14 protein-coding genes are annotated in these 24,886 nt (G+C 56.6%); 5 read left to right on the top strand and 9 right to left on the bottom strand.

The window, feature by feature from the left end; genetic code table 11:
* Positions 1-142 precede the first annotated feature (142 nt).
* Both ABLV75_RS04615 and ABLV75_RS04610 read left to right on the top strand, forming a co-directional pair.
* On the top strand, positions 143-415 hold the full coding sequence (locus ABLV75_RS04615) for a DUF1471 domain-containing protein (protein WP_004113093.1): 273 nt from the start codon (positions 143-145) through the stop codon (positions 413-415).
* An 863-nt stretch (positions 416-1,278) separates the two neighbouring features.
* Positions 1,279-1,719, top strand: coding sequence for a helix-turn-helix transcriptional regulator (locus ABLV75_RS04610; protein ID WP_004102076.1), 441 nt, complete (start codon positions 1,279-1,281; stop codon positions 1,717-1,719).
* An 84-nt stretch (positions 1,720-1,803) separates the two neighbouring features.
* Here the strand turns inward: ABLV75_RS04610 and ABLV75_RS04605 are convergent, their stop codons facing one another.
* The 5 genes from ABLV75_RS04605 to pgtC form a co-directional block, all read right to left on the bottom strand.
* A complete protein-coding gene (locus ABLV75_RS04605) occupies positions 1,804-3,171 on the bottom strand; it encodes an L-serine ammonia-lyase (protein WP_004102078.1) in 1,368 nt (455 codons plus the stop codon).
* Positions 3,172-3,234: 63 nt separating this feature from the next.
* Positions 3,235-4,518 (bottom strand): HAAAP family serine/threonine permease, encoded by a 1,284-nt coding sequence (locus ABLV75_RS04600; protein ID WP_024274175.1) that lies wholly within the window; start codon positions 4,516-4,518, stop codon positions 3,235-3,237.
* A 403-nt stretch (positions 4,519-4,921) separates the two neighbouring features.
* The gene (gene pgtA / locus ABLV75_RS04595; protein WP_023320954.1) at positions 4,922-6,172 is read right to left on the bottom strand and encodes a two-component system response regulator PgtA; all 1,251 of its coding nucleotides are present in this window, start codon (positions 6,170-6,172) and stop codon (positions 4,922-4,924) included.
* Entirely contained in the window at positions 6,162-8,171 is a 2,010-nt protein-coding gene (gene pgtB, locus ABLV75_RS04590) for a two-component system sensor histidine kinase PgtB (protein WP_004102084.1), read from the bottom strand. Before pgtB ends, pgtA begins: the two co-directional genes overlap by 11 nt.
* Positions 8,168-9,388: a phosphoglycerate transport regulator PgtC gene (gene pgtC, locus ABLV75_RS04585; RefSeq protein ID WP_016808960.1), complete on the bottom strand. Its 1,221-nt coding sequence runs from the start codon at positions 9,386-9,388 to the stop codon at positions 8,168-8,170. Before pgtC ends, pgtB begins: the two co-directional genes overlap by 4 nt.
* Before the next feature lie 406 nt (positions 9,389-9,794).
* Here pgtC and pgtP point away from each other — a divergent pair, with 406 nt between their 5' ends.
* Entirely contained in the window at positions 9,795-11,186 is a 1,392-nt protein-coding gene (gene pgtP / locus ABLV75_RS04580) for a phosphoglycerate transporter PgtP (RefSeq protein WP_004102086.1), read from the top strand.
* 69 nt (positions 11,187-11,255) lie between these two features.
* Here the strand turns inward: pgtP and ABLV75_RS04575 are convergent, their stop codons facing one another.
* From ABLV75_RS04575 to ybtP, 4 genes are read right to left on the bottom strand one after another with little or no spacing between them, the layout of a single operon-like run.
* Positions 11,256-12,566, bottom strand: coding sequence for a salicylate synthase (locus ABLV75_RS04575; RefSeq protein WP_032746064.1), 1,311 nt, complete (start codon positions 12,564-12,566; stop codon positions 11,256-11,258).
* Between the two features lie 3 nt (positions 12,567-12,569).
* The gene (locus ABLV75_RS04570; RefSeq protein ID WP_023329707.1) at positions 12,570-13,853 is read right to left on the bottom strand and encodes an MFS transporter; all 1,284 of its coding nucleotides are present in this window, start codon (positions 13,851-13,853) and stop codon (positions 12,570-12,572) included.
* Entirely contained in the window at positions 13,846-15,648 is a 1,803-nt protein-coding gene (gene ybtQ / locus ABLV75_RS04565; protein ID WP_004113102.1) for a yersiniabactin ABC transporter ATP-binding/permease protein YbtQ, read from the bottom strand. Before ybtQ ends, ABLV75_RS04570 begins: the two co-directional genes overlap by 8 nt.
* On the bottom strand, positions 15,635-17,347 hold the full coding sequence (ybtP, locus tag ABLV75_RS04560) for a yersiniabactin ABC transporter ATP-binding/permease protein YbtP (RefSeq protein WP_047721063.1): 1,713 nt from the start codon (positions 17,345-17,347) through the stop codon (positions 15,635-15,637). The genes ybtQ and ybtP overlap by 14 nt, the downstream gene beginning before the upstream one ends.
* Positions 17,348-17,603: 256 nt before the next feature.
* Here ybtP and ybtA point away from each other — a divergent pair, with 256 nt between their 5' ends.
* Together ybtA and ABLV75_RS04550 are read left to right on the top strand one after the other, a co-directional pair.
* On the top strand, positions 17,604-18,563 hold the full coding sequence (ybtA, locus tag ABLV75_RS04555) for a yersiniabactin transcriptional regulator YbtA (protein WP_023329710.1): 960 nt from the start codon (positions 17,604-17,606) through the stop codon (positions 18,561-18,563).
* Positions 18,564-18,743: 180 nt separating this feature from the next.
* Positions 18,744-24,851: an amino acid adenylation domain-containing protein gene (locus ABLV75_RS04550; protein ID WP_348854895.1), complete on the top strand. Its 6,108-nt coding sequence runs from the start codon at positions 18,744-18,746 to the stop codon at positions 24,849-24,851.
* Positions 24,852-24,886 lie beyond the last annotated feature (35 nt).

Genomic DNA, 24,886 nt, shown 5'->3' with positions numbered 1-24,886 from the left:
CTTGATTCCTGCCACCAGGATAACGCTGGATTAATCCTGGGATCGCCACGGTGTTCACCGTCATTTTTGGCGATCCTGAAAATGGCTACTATACTTAAAATGAAAAAGCTTTCGATGAGCTTTCTTTAAAGGAGATTAGATAATGAAAAAGGTATTAGCTGCATTAGCGTTATCCGCGTTTGCATTTGGCGCCTCAGCCTCTCAGTTGATTACGAAACAAGAAGTTGACCATTTTAAACTGACCCATGTAGGCAGTATCTCTGTAGGACCTTCCGGCGGTCAATTCTCTTCTCCCTCTGACTTGCACGATCAGCTTTCAAAATTAGCTGATGAAAAAGGTGGCAAGTTCTATGTGATTACCGCGGCTCGTGAGCATGGTCCAAACTTTGAAGCAACTGCTGAAGTTTATAAATAACGATCCTGATAAATTTCATCAGAGCTCAATATAGCATCTGTTATATTTAACAGCCTGTTTCTCCTCGCACAGGCTGTTTGCTTATTTTTCTATCAGCTACGGTAAATCCCATTTTCATCAGTTTATCGGGTAACCACCCTGCTCCCGGGTTTCCGCCATTACAGAGGCAGACATCAGGTTGTGTGGCCGGGTTGTCAGTCGGCTTAGATCGCTCTTTTAACGAAAAACATCGTTTTTTGTATCAGATACGGTGTAAAGCATATAACAGATGAAAACAGCACAGAAAAAAACAACGTTGCTCCCTGGAATTGACAGTTTAAACATTTTAACCTCTCAAAATATGGGATGTTTATTCGCTATGTTGTTGACTCCATCGCTGCGTCAACGTTTTAAAACTAGCAGTTAATTAAAATACTGCAACAGCGAGTAAGAATATTTAAACCATTAAGACCTTATTTTGCCTCGGGTTAAAAAACTCAATACTTTGAGCAATAAGGAATTCGATACAATCGACAAGAACATTTGAATCTAACAAAGCAAAAAAAATGACATTTTTGATAATAATCAGCGCCAGGATGCCCTGAAGGAGCCGCGGCACTTCCCTGCTCCACGTTCTTCGTGTTCATAAAGTCGATGTAAATCATATCACCTCCGGCGATCTCTGCGCCCATTTCTATTCGGATAATGAAAAAAGATAGCCACGGCACTTCTTAAGTAACTGAAAACCTCATAACTGCTAACGACCTGATGACATACGCGAAAAACAATGTCGCCACTCTCGCAAAAGAGACATTATCCACTTTATTTACAAAGTAACATGTTAAATAATCAGTTAAGAATTAATACGCAGTAGAGGAATTAAGATGCGTTTCAGTACCATGCCCGACAGTGAAATTATTTCTGAACTGTGCCGAAGAATTAAAGAAACGCGTATACAGCTGGGATTGTCACAGATTGAGCTGGCCGAACGCGCCCAGGTCGGTGCGGCAACCATTAAGCGCGTTGAATTGGGCGAGTCGGTGACCCTCAGTACGCTTATTGGCATTTTGCGCGGTCTGGATCGTCTGCATCAGCTGGAGTCGATTTTATTCGATTCGCACATGCGCACCTTTAAGGCGCAGCTCAATGCCGAGACCCCTTCCCGTATCCGTATCCGTAAAAAAACGCCTCAGGCAAAAGAGAAATTGCCCACTGCTACGCCGCCTGGCGAGGCTAATGCCACCATTAACGAGTGGTACACCTCATCGGCTTCGAACAGCGTGGTATGGTCTTTCACACCGCCGGACGCGGAGAAAAAAAGCTAAGGGACTTCAGAAGACGGCCGGCAAGTTTCGCGGCCAGAGAAAGAGTAAACCGCCTGCAGCGCGCACAGGCGGTTTTATACAAAATCAGGATTCACATACCGCGACTTTTATTGCCAGACCGCCCCGGGCGGTTTCACGGTATTTGGCATTCATGTCTTTGCCTGTCTCAAACATCGTTTCGATGACTTTATCCAGTGAGACTTTTGGATCGCTGGTCCGGTACATCGCCATGCTGGCCGAATTAATCGCCTTCACTGCCGCAATCGCGTTACGCTCGATACAGGGGACCTGGACCTGCCCGGCCACCGGATCGCAGGTCAGGCCGAGGTTATGCTCCATGCCGATCTCCGCGGCAATGCACACCTTCTCCGGGCTGCCGCCCAGCAGTTCGGCCAGACCGGCAGAGGCCATTGAGCAGGCCACGCCCACTTCTCCCTGGCAACCAACTTCTGCTCCGGAAATCGAGGCATTCATCTTGTACAGAATGCCGATGGCGCCCGCCGTCAGGTAATAGCGCATATAGATTTCCGGCGTCACCTCTTTGATAAAACGATCGTAATAGGCCAGTACCGCCGGAACAATGCCGCAGGCGCCGTTAGTCGGCGCGGTAACCACTCGCCCGCCCGCCGCGTTCTCCTCTCCCACCGCCATCGCGAACATATTGACCCAATCCATGGCGCTCAGTGGCGTAATCGACTGGCTCTGGGGCGCCAGCACGCGGTGCAGCGCAGAAGCACGGCGCGGTACTTTCAGCGGCCCCGGCAAGATGCCTTCCGTATTCATACCCCGGTTAATGGCGTTTCTCATGGTCTCCCAGATTTTCGCCATATTTTGCTCCACGCTCTCTCTGCCGTGGCGAGCGATCTCATTTTTCATCATCACGGCAGAAATCGACAGGCAGTTGTCATGACAGTGCGCCAGCAGATTACGTGCGGAATAGAACGGGAACGGAATATCGACTTCGGCATCCTGATTCTTACCAAAGTTTTCCTCCGTCACGATAAAACCGCCGCCGATGGAATAATAGGTCTGGAAATGGGCAATTTTGCCGTCGCAAAACGCCGTAATGCTCATGCCGTTTTCATGCAGCGGCAGAAATTCATTATGAAAACGCATGCATTCCGCCACCGGGAACTGAATTTCTCGCTGGCCTTCTTCTATAAACAGACGATGCATGGTGTTCACATCACGAATAATACCGGGGATGGCGTCGATATCCACGGTATCCGGTAAATATCCCGATAGTCCGAGAATGATGGCGATATCGGTGTGGTGACCTTTACCCGTTAATGAAAGTGAACCATACACATCCACTACCAGACGATTCACTTTTTGCAGCAGGCCCTTTTCCTGCAGGGTATCAACAAAATGTTTTCCCGCTTTCATCGGCCCGACGGTATGTGAGCTGGACGGCCCGATGCTGATTTTGAAAATATCGAAAACGCTAATCATGTGGCACCCATGCGGTTACATAGCAAAACGGATGCGCCGCCTGTGGCAGGCGGCGCTGAACACTTAGCTAAACAGAGAGAAGAAAATGGCGGAGATGGCAATTAACCCCATGACAACCACAAACGCATTGCTGATATGACCGCTGTACTTGCGCATGGCCGGGACTTTGTTAATGGCATACATTGGCATCAGGAACAAAATCATCGCGATAACCGGACCGCCCAGGGTCTCAATCATGCCCAGGATGCTTGGGTTCAGGGTAGCGACAAGCCAGGTCGTCACCAGCATAAACAGCGCGGTAATCTTGTTCAGCTTGTTGATTTCGATGGATTTACCTTTTCCGCGCAGAGATTTAATCACCATGCCGTTGAAACCTTCACGCGCCCCGAGGTAGTGGCCAAGGAAGGATTTGGTAATCGCGATCATGGCGATAATCGGCGCCATCCAGGCAATCACCGGCGCGTTGAAGTGGTTCGCCAGGTAGGAAAGAATGGAGATATTCTGAGCCTTCGCTTCCGCCAGGTTTTCCGGTGAGAGGCTTAGCACGCAGCTGAACACGAAGAACATCACGGTCAGCACCATCATGATGTGGGCGAAGCCCAGGATACGCGAGCACTTGCGCTCAGCTTCCTGACCATATTCTTCCCGCTTTGCCACCGCAAAGGAGGAGATAATTGGCGAATGGTTAAAGGAGAACACCATGACCGGGATTGCCAGCCACAGGGTCATCCACAGACCGTTCCCCGTTGCGGAGGCGCTGCTCAGCGACAGCGTATCCAGTACCGCGCCGTTCCATTGCGGTATCAAATACAGCGCCAGCACCATCAGCGCAAAGACGAATGGAAACACCAGCACGCTCATGGCTTTAACAATCATTTTTTCGCCAAAGCGGACGATTCCCATCATGCCGACAATGAGAATCAGCGACAAAATGGCGCGCGGCGGAGACACCAGACCAAGCTGGTGAGTAATAAAGCTATCGACCGTGTTAGTAATAGCCACGCTGTAGACCAGCAGAATCGGATAAATAGCGAAGAAGTACAGCAGCGTGATGAGCTTACCGGCGCCCGTACCGAAATGCTCTTCCACAACTTCGGTAATATCTTCCCCCGGGTTTTTGCCCGACAGAACAAAACGAGTTAAACCACGGTGGGCAAAAAACGTCATCGGAAATGCAAGAATAGCCATGATGATTAACGGAATTAAACCGCCGACCCCGGCGTTAATTGGCAAAAAAAGCACCCCTGCGCCAATCGCAGTACCGTACAGACCCAGCATCCAGACGGTATCACTCTTTCTCCAGCCGCTGCTCTCGCGAGCGACGAGGGTATTTTGAACGGTTTCCATAATATGGCCTCAGTAATATAAAGTAGCGTCAGATTTATTTGACGCTGATTCAGGTAATAAAAACGTGGTGTTTATTTGGCTATTTTATGAAATGCAACTATGCTAATTCACTAACCGCGATCACATAACCTGATTTATTGCAGTGACTTTTAACGTATCAAAATTAACCCCGAGAATTCGTTATTTTTTTAAGGTATCATTTTTAATACGTTATTATTTTTCGTATGCTCTTAACTGCCGTTTCTTTATATACCCAGAACCTTGAGGTAACAAACAATATTTGTCATACGATTAATAAAAAATTAAAGAAATTATTTCCCGACATTAAAATTCACCGCGGGTACCGGTCCTGCTTTTGCGCAGAGGAAATGACCGCATCGTCACCTCCTCCCCTTAAACTGACCTACACCCCTTTGTAATGCTCTTTACTCAGGCCATACTTCTTCATTCTGAGGTAGAGTTTTTTACGCGGTATAAGCAGATACTCCGCCACCTCATTGATACGTCCCTGGTGGATATTCAGCGCTTCAGTGATAATCTGCCGCTCGACGTCCTCAACCCGCCGATCCAGCGGCGTCGGTTCGCCGACAAGCATCTGCGGATTCACCGTTTCCGCGAGCGGTAATACCCCCACCGCAAACAGCTCGGCGGCGTTCGCCAGTTCGCGAACGTTATTTGGCCACACTCGCCGCATCATCCCCTTCAACAGACCGGCATCCACCTCCGGGACGGGATGATTCAGCCGTTGACAGGTTTTTTGCAAATAGTGATGAAACAGCGGCTCGATATCATCAGGTCGCTTTGACAGAGGCTGGCAGCCAATTTGCGTCATCGCGAAGCAGTAATAGAGTTCCGCCACTATCTGGCTGCTGGCGGCCAGCTCCACCAGCGAAGCATTACCGATACCAATCAGGCGAAAAGGCCGTTTCTCATGACTCTGCAGCTGTACCAGATGATGCTGTTGCCCGTGAGTCAGATGCTCCAGGTGACTTAAGACCAGCGTCCCGCCCTGGGCTTGCGCGATCAGTTCATTCAGCGTGTGGGCGTTAGCCGTATTTAGTTCGCAGGAGATAAACGGACCGTCGGCGTGACGCCCTAACTGGTGCAGGTAACGCGCGCCGGTCATGCGGCCGGTTCCCGGCTCGCCGTAAAGCCATACCGCAATATCCGTCTCTGCCAGCTGCTGAAGGCGCTGGCGATACCGATCCGTCCATTGGCTACGGCCAATAAGCTCAACCTGTAATTTTTGCTGACAATACTGGCGACGGGCGATCACCGATTGCCTCTGACGCAGCGCGGCATCCACCAGCGTGAGCAGCTTGCCCGGATCGATCGGCTTTTGCAGGAAATCCCAGGCCCCTTTTTTCACCGCCTCCACCGCCATCGGCACATCGCCGTGACCGGTGATAAGCAGAATCGGCAGCAGATCGTCATCCTGATGAAACAACGTCATTAAATCGATTCCGGAGCAGCCGGGCATGCAGACATCGCTTAAAACAATGCCGGGCCAGTCCTTCGGCACCTGCTCCCGCGCATCAAAAGGATTATTACAGGCACTGACGTGATACCCCGCTTGCTCAAGCAGCTGCGTATAGGCATCCAACACATCGGCATCATCATCAATCAGCAGAATCGAACAGTTATTACTCAACATCTTTTACATCCGTCAAATTGAATTCCAGCACCACGCAGGCACTGCGCGTAAACGTCGACGCCAGGCGCAACGCCCCTTCCATTTGCGTCATCAGCGAAACACATATCGAAAGCCCTATTCCCAGTCCCACGGCTTTGCTGGTAGTGAATGGCTTTAACAGCGAAGGGAGTAAGGCCGCAGGCCAGCCGGGGCCGTTATCGGCAATCAACACGCACAGCCTTTCGCCCTGGATTTGCCAGCTCACGGTGATTTGCGCTGCGTGCGGGCAAGCATCAAGGGCATTTGACAGCACGTTCACCAGCACCTGATGGACACGCACTTCGTCTCCCAGGATCCAGACGGTGTCATCCGGTATCAGCAGCGTCCCCTGCTGAGGTTTATGTCGCATCGCCAGCAATTCCCACGCCACGGTAAATGTCTGGCGCAAATCGACCGGGTGCAGCGCTGTTTCCAGTTCTGCGCGGCGGGTAAACTGGCGCAGGGAGCGGATAATCGCGTCAATGCGGTTGATCAGCCCTTCCGCTTTGCTTAACGTCGTCCGCGCCTGCTCCGTCTGTCCCTGCTCGATTGCCCTTCCTGCGGTAAAAAGATACATCGACAGCGCATTCAACGGCTGATTGATCTCATGCGCCAGGGTGGTCATCGTCTGCCCCACCACCGCCAGTTTAGCGGTCTGGATCAGCTCGTCCTGAGTGGCACGCAGATCGGCCTCAATCGCTTTCCGCTCGCCTATCTCCTGTTCAAGCTGCTGTTTTTGCGCATTAAGCTGACCCAGGGTATGGCGAAGCAAACCGGCAATACGTCCCAGCTCGTCGCGCCCGTAAACCGGAATGGTCGCCTCGGTCTGGCCCAGACCAATCTGCACCACCGCCTGATTCAGCGCGGTAAAGCGTTTCACCAGCCGCGAGCGAATAAAATAATGGTTCAGCCCCCACGCCAGCAGCAGCGCCAGCAGCGTCGCCACCAGGATTAACCCGCCGCTGACCCGGACAATCTGCCCCATACGCTGATTAAACATCTGCATCTGCTGGTGACTGCTGCCAAGCTGGGCTTCCAGCAGCGTTCTGAAGCGTCCCAGCGTCGCTTCTCTGGCGCGGCTGGCTTCCACGAGCGCTTTTTGCGCAGTAACGTAGTCGCGCATGGTGTCCGGCATCTTATTTTTCACCATGCCAATTTCCAGCAGCTCATCGATCGTTTGTCGCAGGGTAATGGTGCTCGGCCAGTCATCCAGCGCACGAATATTTTCATCCGACGTTTTCTTCAGGTTTTCAAGATAGCGGATATGCGTCTCCACCAGCATGCCGTCATCATTACCGGATTTCAGTTCATTGAGCCTGTCGCGCAGGTCGTCAACGATCTGATTTTCAATACGAGCCAGGGTATAGACCTGCTGTTGTTCATTCTGTACTTCCCGGGAGCGTTTCAGGTACTGTGCCGCATCCCCCTGTCGGGCTTCAATCTGATCGAGCAGCGTTCCCTGTTGCCAGGTAAAATCCTGCACCAGCGAATTCAGCTCGGTGGTGAAATCATCGTGCAGCCAGTCGATCCGCGCCGAAAGCTCTCCCACCTTTTCGCGAACCAGAAACATGTTGTAGAGCACGCGATCCAGTTCCGCCAGCAGCGCGCGGCTGTCCTGCAATATCACCGCCAGCTGCTGGCGTTCTGCCGGCGACAACCCCTGGCTCAGCCGCTCTATTTTATCCAGATGCTGGATAATCTGGTTGCGCAGCTGCAGCCGTACCGTGGTATTCGGCGCCAGCAGAAATTCATTGAGCTGATCGACCACCAGGTTGAGATTCCCTTCAATCAGAAAAGCCGAATGGATGCGCGGAAAATACTCATCCAGCGAATAGCGGATCTGCGAACTTTGCTCATGCCATGAATAGAGGCTGACGCTGCTGACAATCAGCGTCAGCAGCGCTCCCATCAGAAAAGCCCCGCGTAGGCTGCTACTGATACTGATCTGCCGCAGACGTTGCAGCATGGACCTGCCCATCATTTCAGTTCTTCCAGTTTATTAATCGCCTGCCGCTGATTGTTGAGAAACCAGAGCTGCCACTCCATCATCTGCTGTTCCGCGAAGCTCTTATTGTCGAACTGAGCCAGCCAGGCTTCATCCTCGCTGCTCGCCGGATCGACCGGCACACGGGTCAGCAACGCGCGTATCTCGGGCAGCGGACGCTTGAGACGGGCCTCCGCGCTATGCAGCGCTCGCCAGGCATCTTTTAGCTGGGCAAGACGAAAGCTGATCGCCGTATCGAACATCCGTTGAACCAGACGCTGGCGTTTGAGGATCAGCCGATAGTTCAATGGCGGTTGATTCATCAGCACCGCCTGCTGCGCCGCCCGCGGATTGCCTGCCGCCAGCGGCGTTACCGGGTATTTCCCGGTATTAGCATCGGCGAGGATCGCCTGGCCCTCCGGGCTTAACAGATAGCGAATAAACCGCCGCGCCTCGCTGGCGTGCTGACTGTTTTTAAGCACCGCGACATAAGTCGGCGAAACCGCCGACTGCGGGAAATAGGTAAAAGCCAGGTGCGGATCGTTCAGCAGCAGATTGGCGTAGTTATCAATCACCGGACCGGCAACGCCCAGGCCGCTTTTAATCTTATCCGCCACCCCAAAGCTGCGGGATGAAATGGTCACGAGGTTTCCGGCACTCGTCAACAGCGTTTCCCATCCCTTAATCCAGCCCTTTTGTTGCAGCAGCGACTCCACCATCAGATGGTTGGTATCCGAACGCGACGGACTGCTCATCAGCAGCGCCCCCTGATAGCGGGGATCGGTCAGGTCATCCCAGTCCGCTGGCGCAGGCAGATGCCGTGTCATCAGCGCCGAGCGATTAATCAGCAAACCGAACCCGGAAATCGCCACGGCCACGGAGGTGGAGCGGATAGATTCCGGCACCAGATGTTGGCTGACTGCCGGCGCACCGCTGAACGGCGCCAGTTTTTGATGCTCCTGAAGATGCTGCAGCAGCATCGGCGACGAGGTCAGGATCAGATCGACATTTTCGGCATTTGCCGTATCAAGCAGCTGTTCCAGCGAGGCGCTGGTACGGTTGAGCGTCCTGATCATCACTGACCCCGGCTCCGTCTGCCAGCGATCGATAATCCACACGGTGGCGCTGGGAGAAAATGTCGTCGCCATCACCAGCTCATTGCTTTGCGCCGCACAGGGTCTCAGCCAGGCGGTCAGCAGCATCAGCGCGAGCATTTTGCTCACTATCCCGCCCCGACGAAGAGACATGTTTGTGATCCCGTTCATAAATATTGAAATACCGTAAAAATAGCGTTGAGACAAAACTTACCCGTTTATGAAATCTGGCGAATTAATCACCGCGACCGGCAAAATAGTCAAACGGGCGTCCGGGAATATCAGGAAAGATTACCAGATAATGATTGGGGAATTTGCTGGTATCCGCACAAGCCTGACATAAAATCAGCGCAAAATTATTTCCGCAGGCTCTCGCTCATTCAATATGAGTCAAAAGTAACCTATCAATTCATTATTTTGAGTCAGTTTTGACTCATTTCGACGATTTGTATTTTATAGCCGCTTATTTCACCCTTCAGGTCGAATACTCCTGATGTTCACATCAATATAAAATACAGGTGACGACATGTTATCATTATTAAAAAAAGGGCCGTCGGCGAATAAAGTTCCTGCTGAGAAAATTCAGGCAACTTATGGTCGATACCGCATGCAGGCGCTGCTAAGCGTATTTCTGGGATATCTGGCGTACTATATTGTGCGCAATAACTTCACATTATCCACGCCCTATCTGAAAGAGCAGTTAGACCTTAGCGCCACGCAGATCGGTTTGCTCAGCAGCTGTATGCTGATAGCGTACGGTATCAGTAAAGGCGTGATGAGCAGTCTTGCGGATAAAGCCAGCCCGAAAGTGTTTATGGCCTGCGGTCTCGTACTGTGCGCAATCGTCAACGTCGGGTTAGGATTCAGTACCGCATTCTGGATCTTCGCTGCGCTGGTTGTCCTGAACGGCCTGTTTCAGGGGATGGGGGTCGGCCCCTCTTTTATTACCATCGCTAACTGGTTCCCGCGTCGGGAGCGTGGCCGCGTAGGGGCTTTCTGGAATATTTCCCATAACGTCGGCGGCGGGATTGTCGCCCCGATCGTCGGCGCCGCATTTGCGATTCTCGGTACCGAGCACTGGCAGAGCGCCAGCTACATTGTGCCGGCCTGCGTGGCGGTGGTATTCGCCATCAGCGTACTGGTGCTGGGTAAAGGTTCGCCGCGCGAGGAAGGCCTGCCTTCGCTGGAGGAGATGATGCCGGAAGAAAAAGTGGTGCTGAAGACCAAACATAATCAGCAAGCGCCGGAGAACATGAGCGCGTTCCAGATCTTCTGCACCTACGTCCTGCGCAACAAAAACGCCTGGTATGTCTCCTTCGTCGATGTCTTTGTCTACATGGTGCGTTTCGGCATGATCAGCTGGCTGCCTATCTATCTGCTGACGGTGAAACATTTTTCTAAAGAGCAGATGAGCGTCGCCTTCCTGTTTTTTGAGTGGGCAGCGATTCCTTCTACCCTACTGGCCGGGTGGCTTTCCGACAAGCTGTTCAAAGGGCGCCGGATGCCGTTAGCCATGATCTGCATGGCGCTAATCTTCATCTGTCTGATCGGCTACTGGAAAAGCGAATCTCTGCTGATGGTCACGGTATTCGCGGCGATTGTGGGCTGCCTGATTTACGTCCCGCAGTTTCTGGCCTCGGTCCAGACCATGGAGATCGTCCCCAGCTTTGCCGTTGGTTCAGCCGTGGGTCTGCGCGGATTTATGAGCTATATCTTTGGCGCCTCGTTAGGCACCAGCCTGTTTGGCGTGATGGTCGATAAAATGGGCTGGCACGGCGGGTTCTATCTGCTGATGGGCGGGATCGTCTGCTGCATCCTGTTCTGCTACCTCTCTCATCGCGGCGCGCTGGAGCTTGAGCAACAGCGTAAAATCACCGAGCAGGAAGAGGCCCGGCTGGCGCTGGCTGACGCACAGTAAGCGCCTGATAACGTAGAAAGAAAGTGCCAGCCTGCTGGCACTTTTGGCCTTACGCAGAGTTGGCCGTCGTTAGGCAGACACCCTTAAATAGGGCGCAATGCTCGCTAATTTTTCCCGGGTTTCCGTCAGTTCGCGTTCCGGCGTCGATTGCGCAATGATCCCCGCCCCCGCCTGTATCCAGCAGCGCTGGCTGTCCTGAAATACGGATCGCAGGACTAACGCCGCATCAAAGCGCGTGTCCTCCAGCAGCAGCACCGCCCCGGAATAGAGCTCCCGCGGCGTCTTCTCAATTTGCATAATCGCGCTCAGGGCCGCATTCTTGGGGATACCCGAGGCGGTAATCGACGGAAACAGCACGGTAAATGCATCCCAGGCATCCTTACTTTCCGCAAGCTGGCCGCTGACGCAAGATCCCAGATGCTGAACGCTACCGCGCTGGCGAACCGACATCAAATCTTCAACCACCACGCTGCCCGGCTGGCAGACCACCGCCAGTTCAGCGATCGCCTCCTTCACCGACAGGATGTGCTCCAGCACCTCTTTACCGTCATGCAGCAGCTCGGTCTCTTTCTCCTTATTCTGCTGCGGATCCCCCATGCGATCGCGGGTACCCGCAAGGGGTTCAGTGACGACTTTGCTTCCGCTGACCGACATCACCAGCTCCGGGCTAAACCCCAGCGCTTCTCGCCCCTGCTGGCGAAACATAAACGAACGGGTGGGCGTATTGGCCTGCCGCCCGCATAATAGCGTGGAGGGCATATCAATACGCGATGGCAAGGCAATAGCCCGCGAGACAATCGCTTTGACATATTCACCGCGGCGGATCGCCGAAACCACGCGCGCCACCTGCTCCTGATAGGCCTCACCGTTGTCAGCGGTATCCACAGTCACGGTGTTACACGGCGTCGCCGTACCGGCTGCTTTTACCCACTCGCACAGACGTCGGCATTCGCTGGCGGTGTCGGCAGAAACGGTGACATTTCCCTGTTCAAAAATCAGTTCTTCACGCGGAACGGTTAACGTCAGCAATGGCCACTCGCCAGCGTGATAGGCTATCCCCCGGGTATGCGCCGCAAAGTTAAACCCGACCTGGCCATATACCCGACGCCCTTTGACCTGAGGATGGGCCATAAAACGACGCGCGCAGTCGGTAATAGAACCCACCGCCCATTGCTGCTCTCCGTCCGCATTGATAAAGGTCGCCCGCGTGCCGTCAGCATTAATGATCAACCGTGCCTGGCATCCTTTGCCGATATACCAACACGGTTGCCGCTCATAGACATAGCACTCGTCATCGGCGAACTGGCGTAAGACGCCACATATCGTCGGCAGCCGCCGTTCCTCTGGGAGCGCCAGATGTAAAAATTCACTGATTTTCATCCCTTACCTCTCTGTGTTATTCCCGGATCCTTCAATTGCGTTTGTCGAATGCAGCCGGGCAGAAGCAATCCACGCTGCCAGCAGCGTGAATGCGCCGCCAAACATAAAGCAGGCCGCATAGCCAAAATGCTGCGCAATTACGCCGCCAACCACGCCGGCCAGAATGGCGATGGCGGCATCAGTACATTGAAAGAGCGTAAAATCGACGCCAGCCTGCAGAGGCGATGAAAGCGTCATCAGCGTGGCGTAAAGACAGACCAGGGCGCAGGCCAGCGAAATGGATTGCAGGATGATCAGCCCCTGGAGTAACGGCAGCCGCAAATGTCCCGGCGCCAGCAGCAACGTCGTTACTATTGCCATCAGCACGACGCCCTGGAGGCCATAAGCCGCAAGCAGCGCTCTGCCGGGGGAGGTGTATTTCATCAGCACCCCGCCCGCCAGCGTTCCTGCGATACCAGCCGCGATATTGCCAGCGCTGAATAGCGCGCCGAGCGCCGACATGCTCAACCCCTGATCCAGCAGCAGCGGCGCCAGAAGAGGCAACACGAACCGCATCCCGGTATTCAGCATCAGCACCAACAGTAAACCCAGCCGCGCCTGTCGCCTTTTAAGCGCATAACCCAACGCCGGAACATGCGGTACAGACGTGATGCGCATGGGTTCGGCAATGCGCCACAGGGGAACGGATAAGACCAGGATCAGCGCCGCCATGATCAGCATGGCCACCGGCCAGTCGAATGCCGCCGCTAGCATCAGGAAGACGCCGCCGCCGCACATCATTCCCAGATAGCTGCCGCCGACCTGGACGCTGTTTCCCCAGCCGTAACCTGCGCGACTGAGCTGATCGACACAAAAGCCGTCGCTGGCAATATCGATGGTGGCGGCAACCGTACCCGCGAGTAAAAACAGCGCAAACAACGCGGCGATTTGCGTGTCGAGAAATCCCCCAGTTCGCCCGACCGCGCCGGTCGCAGCGGCAACCGTCAGGATCGCCACCAACCCGACCTGACCCCGGAGGATTAACAGGCGGGAACGACGCTCCGGGCGATCGGGCGGCAGGCGCCAGCGCTCAATCCACGGCGCCCAGATAAACTTCAGCGCCCAGGGCAACATAAACAGCGTTGTCGCGCCGGCAAGGGCCAGCGAGCCGCCGGCGGCGCGCACCAGCGCAGGCAGGGACTGCATAGAGAGCGCCGATACCAGGCTCTGCGTCACATAGATCCCGGCAATGGCAAAAATCACCCGTCCGGTCGTTAACGGTTTCACCTGCGACTGAACATCACTCATGCAGTCGCTCCTCAGATGCGTCAACCTCTGCATCACGCCAGACGCGCGCGGCCATTTGCGCCTGCCACAGCGCCTGGTAACGTCCCTGACGGGAGAGAAGCTGCGCATGCGTGCCCTGTTCAACCACTTCTCCCTCTTCCATCACCAGGATGTTTCCGGCCCCGGCGATGGTTGACAGGCGATGGGCGATGATAATTACCGTCCGGTTGTGAACCAGATGATCAATAGCTTTCTGTACCGCCAGTTCGCTATCAATATCCAGCGCGGCGGTCGGCTCATCGAGAATGACGATCGGCGCATCTTTCAATAAGGCCCTGGCAATGGAAATTCGCTGGCGCTCGCCGCCCGAGAGCTGCCCGCCCATCTCGCCCATTGGCGTCAGCCAGCCTTGCGGAAGACGGGAAATGAATTCAAGACACTGCGCCGCGCGGGCGGCCTCTTCCACCTCCTGCTGCGTGGCCTGCGGGCGGGCAATAAGGAGATTCGCCAGCAGCGTGTCATCAAACAGCCAGACATCCTGAAACACGACGGAAATCAGGCTATTGAGCTGTTCCGCCGTCAGATGACGAATATCGACGCCACCGATAGAAATCTCTCCCTGCTGCGGATCGGCATAGCGCATTAACAGTTTGCTGACCGTGGTTTTACCGGCGCCTGAGGCACCCACCAGCGCGCTCATGCTGGCGGCCGGAAAGGTCAAAGAGAGGTTGTTGAGCGCGGGATCGCCGCTGTCATCATAGCGGTAGCAAATGGTGTCAAAGCGGATATCGTAACGCTCCGGCATCTCGCCGCGTTCTGCGACGGGAAGCGGCGGGATCGCCATAAACTGCTCAATACGCTGCAGGGCGCTGGCGATCAGTTCCACCACCGAGGTGTAGCTGATAAACATCGCCATTGGTTCCGAAAAACGCATAATCATCGCGGCGGCGGCTATCAGAAAGGCGAGGTTCAGAGTCCCCGTTACTACCCAGACCACCCCGGCTAACACGACCACCTGCAGGCCCAGCTCCACGACGCCGGCGATCAGCATCGTCGCGCCGGCGCTCTGGCGATGCGTGCGGCTCTGCAAGCTTTCCAGCGCATTAAAATGCGCCAGCAACGCCCGGCTTTTTTCGCCATCGCTGCCGCAGGTACGCAAAACCATCATCCCTTGAGCAAATTCAACGATATCCCCGCTCAGCCGCTGGTGCGCTTCGCCCAGGGTCTGCATTTGTCGGCGCATCGCCGGCCGGCGCCAGTAATAAAACGGCACCAGCATGGGAAAGATCAGCAACATCACCAGCCCCAGCCGCCAGTCGATCCACAACGTTGCCAGCGATGCGGTCAGCGGAGTGACGATGGTTAAAAGCAAAATATTGGCTATCGCAATCACATAGTTGAGATTTTCATCCACGCTGCCCAGCAACAAGGCGTTCGTTTCGCCCGCTCTGCCGCGCTGGAGTCTTTCCAGCGGCACGCGGCGTAGCTGTTCGCCCAAGCGCAGGCGCAGTTCATGGGTGGCCTGCGCCAGATGACCACGGTATTCAAAGCCCAGCCCATACCAGCGTAGCGCCAGCGCCGCGAACGCCGCAGCGCTGAAAGCCAAAGCCCAGGTGAGAAGCGGCGATGCTTCACCACGTAATAGCGCATCAACGATCGGATAGAGGCAGGCAAAGGCAATCCCCTGCATCAATGCCGCCAGCAGCAGCGCAATCATACTGCGCCGCAGCATCCCTGCCTGACTGCCAACGCTGGAGATAAGCTGGCGCCAGATGACGCGCCAGGCCAGGTTATCCGCGGGATTAATGGCTTTCATTTTCCGCCTCCTCTGGTTGTGTTCTCCCCGGCATCCATTGCTGCGCCTGCTGATAGCGCTGCCACAGCTGCTGATACAGGCCGCCCTGGGCCAACAGTTGCCGGTGACTCCCGCGTTCCCGGAGCCGCCCGTCGGAAAACAGCAGTATCATATCGGCGTGAGTCACCATGGAGAGTCGATGCGCGACCATGATGACCGTCCGGCCGCGCATGGCCGCCGCGAGGGCTTTGATCAGCGCCGCTTCGTTTTCCGGATCGGCAAACGCCGTCGCCTCATCGAGCACAAGAATGGGGCGATCCTGCAACAGCGCCCGGGCGATGGTGATGCGCTGCCGCTGACCGCCGGAGAGAAAGACGCCGCGCTCCCCGACGCGGGTGCTGTATCCCTCCGGCAACGCGCTGATAAATTCATGGGCCTGCGCCACTCTGGCCGCCGATATCACCGCTTCCAGCGGCGTATCCGGCGCGCCCAGACGAATGTTATTGGCGATGGTGTCGGCAAAAAGGAAGTTGTCCTGGAATACAAACGAGATTTGCTGCATCAAGGTGTCCGTCTGCATATCGCGCAGATCCACGCCGCCGATGCGAATATGGCCTTTATCGGGATCGGCATAACGCAGCAGGAGTCGCGCCACGGTGCTTTTCCCGGCGCCGCTCGGCCCGACCAGCGCCACTATTTTTCCGGCAGGTACATGAAAGCTCACCTCCTGCAGCGCCGCGCCTGCGCGCGCTTGTGGATAATGAAAACTCACCTGCTCAAAGGTAATGCTCGCATCGTTCGGCTGCCGATCGACAAGCGGACGGGAGAGTTCCGGCATCGCGAGAACCTGATAAATACGCTGAATGCTTAAACGCGTTTGCGCGACCAGGTTATTGAGCATCATCATGGGCATCACCGCTTCCGCCATCCCGCTGCCCAACAGTAAAACGGCCACCCAGGCGATAAAATCGAGGCTGCCCGCCTGCATCAGGCCGTATCCGCACCAGATCAGAACGAATAAGGTCGGCAGCGGATTGAGGATCGAGAATGAAAAACGCGCTGAAAAGCCGGCTTTGCGATACCAGATTTTGAGCACATCGACCCACTCCTCAAGGGCATGCTGATAGCGCAAAAAGCTGGTGCTGCCGCTATCAAACGTTCTGACCACCGGCATGGCCTGCACGAACTCAATTACCGCGGCGCTGACCTGCTCGCGCGCCTGATGATAACGCTGAGCCATCTCTCCCGAGCGCTGGCGGGCGAGAGTAAGTATCAGTGAACCCAATGCCAGCACACCCAGCGTGGCAATGGCCAGTCGCCAGTCCAGCCAGAACAGGATAGCGGCGGTCGCCAGGGGCATGACTATCGCGCGAGCGTACAGCGGCGTGCTGTCAGCAACGAAAATGTGTAACGACTTCACATCATCCAGCATCACCTTCGCCATCGCACCGCTGCCCATTTGCTGTAACGCGCCCGGGGCAAGCTGCACGGCTTTCTGCGCTAATCTGCTGCGCAGAATATTCTCCAGATGAAACGCCGCATAATGCGAGGTGTTAAATGCCTGCAGGCGCAGGACAAAAGTCAGCGCCACGCAGCCAAATAGCCCCCCCAACGACCAGAGTGGAATAACGTCGGGCGAGACGCGGAGATCGCGCAGGCTCCATGCCAGAAAAAGCAGCGCCGCAAGGCTGGTGATGGCCGCCAGACCCGCCAGCGCCATCGCCAGAATGACCTTCCGGCGAACCGGGGTTATCACCTGCCAGAGCGGAAACCGGGACAGAGATTCAGTATTGGATGATTGAGATGACATGGGAGTGGCTGAATTTCCTGATGAATTTTTACGGACGCCAAAAACGCTATTTCAGGGTGGCGTTCTGAGAATTAATGTGAATAATAACCATTATCAATTACTCATCTACCCCATTCGGTTCTATTTTTACCCGCATTGGTTTAAGCCACAGGGAGATAACCCGGTCATGACGGAGTCACCACAAACGCAATCTGCAATCTCAATTCATCAGTTGGTGGTCGGGAAACCCGCTAACGACGGTACTATCCCGGCCCAGTGTGAACTGCTGCGCTGTTCGTTGCAGGAAGGGATGGATATTTTGCTCTGGAGAGGCCATTTTGCGCAGCCTGAGACGTTACAGCTTCACGATGATCTGGGCAGGATTAACTTCTCGTGCATCCTCGAGGGCACCTCGCGTTTTGCCATCCAGGGGCTCAGACGCCACACCGAGTGGGAGCTGGCCCGCAATCGCCATTACATTACCCACACGCCAGATTGCCGCGGCAGCGCCTCCTACGGCGGCCGATTCGAGAGCATCACCCTCTCCTTCAGCCCTGAAACCCTCGCGCTGTGGGTACCGGATATCAGTACAGTCATTAAAAATAAGATCGACTCCCACTGCTGTTGCCAGCAGCAGCGCTGCAATGCGGAAACCCATTTAACGGCCCAGGCTTTGCGTCATGCGCTAATGCGGATGCACGGCGGATTCAGCCATGAACAAAAACCTTCGACGCTCTGGCTACAGGGACAGAGTCTGGTGATGCTAAGCCTGGTCCTGGATGAGCACCGCGAAGACGCCAGCTGCTTCTCCTGCCACTTCAACCCGGTGGAGCGCCAGAAACTGCTGCGGGCAAAGGATCTGCTGCTGGCCGATTTGACGCAGGCGCCGGGCGTTGCTGAGCTGGCGAGAGAGTCCGGTTTGAGCGTGCTGAAAATTAAGCGTGGCTTCCGCGTTCTGTTTAACAACAGCGTCTATGGCCTGTTTCAGGCTGAACGCATGCAGGAGGCACGAAGAAGGCTGGCCAATGGCAATACCTCCGTTATGACGGTAGCCGCCGATCTGGGCTACGCCAACGCCAGCCACTTCTCTGCCGCTTTCCAGAAACAGTTTGGCGTCACCCCTTCCAGCTTTAAACGCGTCATCTGATCGCCGATCGCCCCCTCCCCGCCAGCGGCCCGGAAACCCCCTCCGGGCCTCAGTGCTTTCCTCCAGTGATTAACCCGAAACGGGCATAAATAGACCCGTTTCGGGTAGCACTCAATTGTTAATAATTATTATTCTCATGTAAGGAGTGTTTTCCGCTAAGACGTGCCATCAGGAGGAAGAATGATTTCTGGCGCACCATCTCAGGAACCGCAGTTACCGGACAACGGCAACGCGGCTGATTATCAACAATTACGCGAGCGGCTCACGCAGGAGCTAAATTTAACGCCGCAGCAGCTACATGAAGCGTGCAATTTGATCCAGGCGGGCCTGGATTCAATCAGATTGATGAGATGGTTAGACTGGTTTCGTAAAAGGGGCTACCGCGTGACCCTGCGCGAACTGTATGCCGCCCCCACGCTGGGCGGGTGGCGCCAGCTGATGCGCAGCCGTTCCCCGGAGAAACCGGCGGAGGAAACGGCATCCGGCGAAAGCGTCTGGCCGACCATGACCGAGGGTACCCCCTTCCCTCTGACGCCGGTCCAGCATGCCTACCTGACGGGGCGAATGCCTGGACAGCCCCTCGGCGGCGTGGGCTGCCATCTGTATCAGGAGTTTGCCGGCTATTCTCTGACGGCGGAAAAGCTGGAACAGGCCATCGCGATCCTGATGCAGCGCCACCCGATGCTGCATATCGCCTTTCGCACCGACGGACAGCAGGTCTGGTTAAAGCAACCTTACTGGAACGGCGTGACGGTTCATGATCTGCGCCAGAACGACGCCGCCAGCCGCCAGGTCTATCTGGACGCCCTGCGCCAGCGCCTGAGCCACCGCCTTTTACGCGTGGAGATCGGCGAAACGTTTGATTTTCAGCTGACGCTGTTGCCCGATAATCGCCACTGCCTCCATGTCAATATTGACCTGCTGATTATGGATGCCTCCAGCTTTACGCTCTTCTTCGATGAGCTTAATGCTCTGCTGGCGGGCGAATCGCTGCCGGCTATCGACCCCCGCTATGATTTCCGCTCCTATTTGCTGCACCAGCAGAAGGTGCATCAACCGCTGCGAGACGAAGCCCGCGCGTACTGGCTGGCGAAAGCGCCTGCGCTTCCTCCTGCGCCGCACTTGCCGCTGGCCTGCGACCCCTCCGCGCTACGTGAAGTCCGTAATACCCGACGCCGCATGATTGTCCCGGCCAAACAGTGGCATGCGTTCAGCCAACGGGCCGGTGACTACGGCGTCACCCCGACAATGGCGCTGGCAACCTGTTTTTCCGCCGTCCTGGCTCGCTGGAGCGGCCTGACGCGGCTGCTGCTCAACGTAACGTTATTCGACCGCCAACCGCTGCACCCGGCGGTTAGCGCTATGCTTGCCGACTTCACCAATATTCTGCTGCTGGATACCGCCTGCGACGGCGATACCGTCAGCGGCCTCGCGCAGAAGAATCAACTGACCTTTACCGAAGACTGGGAGCATCGTCACTGGTCCGGCGTCGAACTCCTCCGGGAGCTCAAACGCCAGCAGCGCTATCCCCACGGGGCCCCGGTGGTATTTACCAGCAATCTGGGACGCTCTCTCTACAGCAGCCGCGCGGAACCGCCTTTGGCCGAGCCGGACTGGGGCATCTCGCAGACGCCGCAGGTGTGGATAGATCATCTGGCCTTCGAACATCAAGGCGAGGTCTGGCTGCAATGGGACAGCAATGACGCCCTGTTCCCTCCGGCATTAGTAGCGACGTTGTTCGCGGCCTACTGCCAGCTGATTAACCAGCTCTGCGAAGATGACAGCGCATGGCAAAAACCGTTCCCGGATACCCTGCCCGCCAGGCAGCGCGCGATTCGCCAGCGGGTCAACGCGACCGACGCGCCCATTCCCGCAGGACTGCTGCATGAAGGCATTTTCCGCATCGCCCTCCAGCAGCCGGAGGCGCTGGCGGTCACAGATGCTCATTATCAGTGGAACTACCGTGAACTGACGGACTTTGCCCGCCGTTGCGCCGGCAGGTTAATCGCGTGCGGGGTGCAGCCGGGCGACAATGTGGCGATCGGCATGTCAAAAGGCGCGGGACAGCTGGTTGCGGTGCTGGCCGTGCTGCTGGCCGGGGCGGTCTACGTTCCGGTTTCGCTGGACCAGCCCGCCGCGCGGCGCAAGAAAATCTATGCTGACGCCAGCGTTCGGCTGGTGCTCATTTGCCAGCACGACGCCAGCGCGTGGTCAGACGATGTTCCCCTGCTTGCCTGGCAGCAGGCCATTGAGGATGAACCGATCGGCAACCCGGTGGTTCGCGCACCGACACAACCGGCCTATATTCTCTACACCTCCGGTTCTACCGGCACACCGAAAGGCGTGGTCATTTCTCACCGGGGAGCGCTCAACACCTGTTGCGATATCAATAACCGCTATCAGGTAGGTCCAGGCGACAGGGTGCTGGCGCTGTCCGGCCTGCATTTTGATTTATCGGTATATGACATTTTTGGCGTCCTGAGCGCCGGCGGCGCGCTGGTTATGGTGATGGAAGAGCAACGGCGCGATCCCCGCGCGTGGTGTGAACTGATCCGACGCCATCAGGTCACGCTCTGGAACAGCGTCCCGGCGCTATTCGATATGCTGCTGACCTGGTGCGAGGGTTTTGCCGATGCTGCGCCGGCAAATCTGCGCGCGGTAATGCTTTCCGGCGACTGGATCGGTCTCGATCTTCCCGCCCGCTTTCGGGCCTATCGGCCGCAAGGGCAGTTTATCGCTATGGGCGGCGCCACCGAGGCGTCTATCTGGTCTAACGTCTGCGAGGTCAGAGAGGTTCCTGAGCACTGGCGCGCCATCCCCTACGGTTTTCCGCTGGCTAACCAGCGCTACCGGGTAGTCGATGAGCGGGGCCGGGACTGCCCCGACTGGGTGCCTGGCGAATTGTGGATTGGCGGCCTCGGGGTCGCTGAAGGCTATTTCAACGATCCCCTACGCAGCGAGCAGCAGTTTTTGACGCAATCGGGCGAGCGCTGGTATCGCACCGGCGATCTCGGCTGCTACTGGCCAGACGGTACCTTAGAGTTCCTCGGCCGCCGCGATAAGCAGGTCAAGGTCGGGGGATATCGCATCGAGCTGGGCGAAATTGAGAGCGCGCTCGGCCAGGTGGCGGGCGTGAAACAAGCCACCGTTCAGGCGATCGGGGAGAAAGAGAAGACCCTGGCGGCTTGGGTTGTTCCTCAGGGGGAGGCTTTTTGCGTTCCCCATCATCGCGATCCGTTGCTGCCGCAGGAATGGCGTACCCTGGCAGGAACGCTGCCCTGCTGCGCCTGCCCGCCAGAAATCTCCGCCGCTCAGGTCGCTGATTTTCTGCAGTATCGTCTGTTAAAACTGCATCCGGGCCACGCCTCTGACGTCGATCCGCTCTCCCTGATCGATTCGCTCGCTATCCAGCCGCGCTGGCAGGCCGTGATGGAACGCTGGTTAGCCTTTCTTGCGGCTCAACAGCGGCTGCAGCCCGCCGCTGAGGGTTATCAGGTCTGCGCGGCAGAAGCGCCGGAAAAGCGCCATCCTTCGTTCAGCGGGCATGACCTCACCTTAATGCAGATTCTTCGCGGCGCGCGCCACGAACTGTCATTACTGAACGATGCGCGGTGGTCGCCGGAAAGTCTGGCTTTCGACCATCCGGCCAGCGCCTTGTATATCGAGGAGCTGGCGACAATGTGCCAACAGCTTTCCCGACGGTTACAGCGCCCGGTACGCCTGCTGGAGGTGGGTGTCCGCACCGCCCGCGCCGCAGAGTGCCTGTTGTCCCGCCTCAACGCTGGCGAGGTTGAGTATGTCGGGCTTGAACATAGCCAGGAGCTGCTGCTGAGCGCCAGACAGCGGCTTGCCCCATGGCCTGATGCCCGTCTGGCCCTCTGGAATGCGGAGACGCTGGCGGCGCACGCGCATTCGGCGGACATTGTCTGGCTGAATAATGCCCTGCATCGTTTGCTGCCAGAAGATCCCGGACTCCTTACGACCTTACAACGGCTCGCCGTCCCCGGAGCGCTGCTCTACGTCATGGAGTTTCGCCAGTTGACGCCGTCTGCCCTGCTCAGCACGCTTCTGTTAACCGCTGGACAACCGGAGACTTTACTGCATAACAGCGCAGCGTGGGCAACAATATTCAGCGCCGCCGACTTCAGCTGTCAGCATGGCGATGAAATCGGCGGATTACAACGCTTCCTCGTCCAGTGCCCGGCCAGCCAGATGCGCCGGGACCCGCGTAAACTACAGGCCGCCCTTGCCGAACGCTTGCCCGGGTGGATGGTGCCGCAACGGATCCACTTCCTTGACGCTTTCCCGCTGACCGCTAACGGGAAAATTGACTATCAGGCGCTGACCCGTCGCCATACCCCTGAGGCGGAAACATCGGCCGAAGCGGATTTACCTCAGGGCGATACGGAAACATGCGTGGCCGCCATCTGGCAGCAGCTGTTGTCGATCGGCACCGTCACTCGGGAGACCGACTTTTTCCAGCAAGGCGGCGACAGCCTGCTGGCCACCCGGCTGACCGGACAGCTCCATCAGGCGGGTTATACCGCGCAATTAAGCGATCTGTTTAATCATCCCCGACTGGCGGATTTTGCCGCTACCCTGCGTAAAACCGACCTCCCGGTCGAACAGCCATTCACCCACTATCCTGAAGATCGCTACCAGCCTTTCGCGCTTACCGACGTGCAGCAGGCCTACCTGGTCGGACGGCAGCCGGGGTTTGCCCTGGGCGGCGTAGGCTCCCACTTCTTCGTTGAATTTGAGGTTGCCGATCTGGATATCCGCCGGCTGGAGAGGGTCTGGAATCGTTTAATCGTCCGCCACGATATGCTGCGCGCCGTTGTTCACGATGGACAGCTGCAGGTTCTCGAACAGACTCCCCCCTGGATCATACCCGCGCACGTTTGCCCAACGCCAGACGAGGCGCTGCGGCTACGTGAAAAACTGGCGCATCAGGTACTCAACCCCGAAATCTGGCCGGTATTCGATCTCCAGGTCGGATACGTCGACGGGATGCCCGCCCGACTCTGGCTGTGCCTGGATAACCTGTTGCTTGACGGGCTAAGCATGCAGATCCTGCTGGCGGAGCTGGAAAACGGCTATCGCTATCCGCAACAGCTGCCGCCGCCGCTCCCCGTCACTTTCAGGGATTATCTGCAGCAACCCGCGCTGCGGGCGCCAGACCCAGACTCCCTGGCCTGGTGGCAGACTCAGCTGGACGATATCCCTCCGGCGCCGGCGCTGCAGCTGCGCTGCTTGCCTCAGGACGTTGCGACGCCGCGCTTTGCCCGCCTGAACGGGGCCATGGACAGCGCGCGCTGGCGCCGATTGAAACAGCGGGCGGCTGAAGCCCACCTTACCCCGTCGGCCTTACTCTTATCGGTATGGTCGACGGTGCTCTCGGCATGGAGCGCGCGGCCTGACTTCACGCTCAACCTGACGCTTTTCGACCGCCGTCCGGTGCATCCCCAAATCAACCAGATTCTGGGCGACTTCACCTCGCTGATGCTGCTGAGCTGGCGGCCTGGCGACAACTGGCTGCACAGCGCGCAGCGACTGCAGCAGCGCCTGAGCCAGAGCCTCAATTATCGCGATGTATCCGCCATCCGCGTGATGCGTCAGCTGGCGCAACGGCAAAATCTGCCCGCCGTGACCATGCCGGTCGTCTTCACCAGCGCGCTCGGCTTCGCGCAGGATAATTTCCTCGCCCGGCGCAATTTACTCAAACCGGTCTGGGGTATCTCGCAGACGCCGCAGGTCTGGCTCGATCACCAGGTTTATGAGTCCGAAGGTGAATTGCGCTTTAACTGGGATTTTGTCGCCGCCCTGTTTCCTGCCGAACAGGTGGAGCGGCAGTTTGCCCAGTATGGCGAATTGCTCAATCGGATGGCCGAGGAAGAGAGCTGCTGGCAGCTTCCGCTCGCCGCGCTGGTTCCCCCCGTTAAACTCGCGGAACCAAGCCCCGCTCCCGCTCCGCGCGGTTGCCCTGAGCGCCCGGTGTCCGGCGTGGCGGCGGACGAGAGCACTGTCCGTCTGATTTGCGACGCCTTTCGCGAGGTGGTGGGCGAATCGATTATGCCCGCGGATAACTTTTTTGAGGCGGGCGCCACGTCGCTGAATCTGGTGCAGCTGCACGTTTTGTTACAACGTCACGAATTTTCCACGCTGACGCTGCTTGATCTCTTTACCCACTCCTCTCCAGCCGCTCTGGCCGAATACCTTACCGGCGTCGCGATGGAGGAGAAAGCCCCACGCTCTCGCCCGGTTCGCCGACGCCAGCGGCGGATTTAGCGCGAACCAAACTGATTTTTCCGGGACGCCGTCGC

Origin of the sequence: Klebsiella sp. CN_Kp066 (assembly GCF_040065135.1) — a bacterium.
Taxonomy (GTDB): Bacteria; Pseudomonadota; Gammaproteobacteria; order Enterobacterales; family Enterobacteriaceae; genus Klebsiella; species Klebsiella oxytoca.
The sequence above is the reverse complement of the archived record's forward strand: the minus strand, read 5'-3'. Positions and strand labels throughout refer to the sequence as shown.

Excerpts from the sequence above, each read along its gene's own strand:
- ABLV75_RS04615 (WP_004113093.1), top strand. The coding sequence starts at position 143 with ATGAAAAAGGTATTAGCTGCATTAGCGTTATCCGCGTTTGCATTTGGC.
- ABLV75_RS04610 (WP_004102076.1), top strand. The coding sequence starts at position 1,279 with ATGCGTTTCAGTACCATGCCCGACAGTGAAATTATTTCTGAACTGTGC.
- ABLV75_RS04605 (WP_004102078.1), bottom strand. The coding sequence starts at position 3,171 with ATGATTAGCGTTTTCGATATTTTCAAAATCAGCATCGGGCCGTCCAGC.
- ABLV75_RS04600 (WP_024274175.1), bottom strand. The coding sequence starts at position 4,518 with ATGGAAACCGTTCAAAATACCCTCGTCGCTCGCGAGAGCAGCGGCTGG.
- pgtA (WP_023320954.1), bottom strand. The coding sequence starts at position 6,172 with ATGTTGAGTAATAACTGTTCGATTCTGCTGATTGATGATGATGCCGAT.
- pgtB (WP_004102084.1), bottom strand. The coding sequence starts at position 8,171 with ATGATGGGCAGGTCCATGCTGCAACGTCTGCGGCAGATCAGTATCAGT.
- pgtC (WP_016808960.1), bottom strand. The coding sequence starts at position 9,388 with ATGCTCGCGCTGATGCTGCTGACCGCCTGGCTGAGACCCTGTGCGGCG.
- pgtP (WP_004102086.1), top strand. The coding sequence starts at position 9,795 with ATGTTATCATTATTAAAAAAAGGGCCGTCGGCGAATAAAGTTCCTGCT.
- ABLV75_RS04575 (WP_032746064.1), bottom strand. The coding sequence starts at position 12,566 with ATGAAAATCAGTGAATTTTTACATCTGGCGCTCCCAGAGGAACGGCGG.
- ABLV75_RS04570 (WP_023329707.1), bottom strand. The coding sequence starts at position 13,853 with ATGAGTGATGTTCAGTCGCAGGTGAAACCGTTAACGACCGGACGGGTG.
- ybtQ (WP_004113102.1), bottom strand. The coding sequence starts at position 15,648 with ATGAAAGCCATTAATCCCGCGGATAACCTGGCCTGGCGCGTCATCTGG.
- ybtP (WP_047721063.1), bottom strand. The coding sequence starts at position 17,347 with ATGGCGCTGGCGGGTCTGGCGGCCATCACCAGCCTTGCGGCGCTGCTT.
- ybtA (WP_023329710.1), top strand. The coding sequence starts at position 17,604 with ATGACGGAGTCACCACAAACGCAATCTGCAATCTCAATTCATCAGTTG.
- ABLV75_RS04550 (WP_348854895.1), top strand. The coding sequence starts at position 18,744 with ATGATTTCTGGCGCACCATCTCAGGAACCGCAGTTACCGGACAACGGC.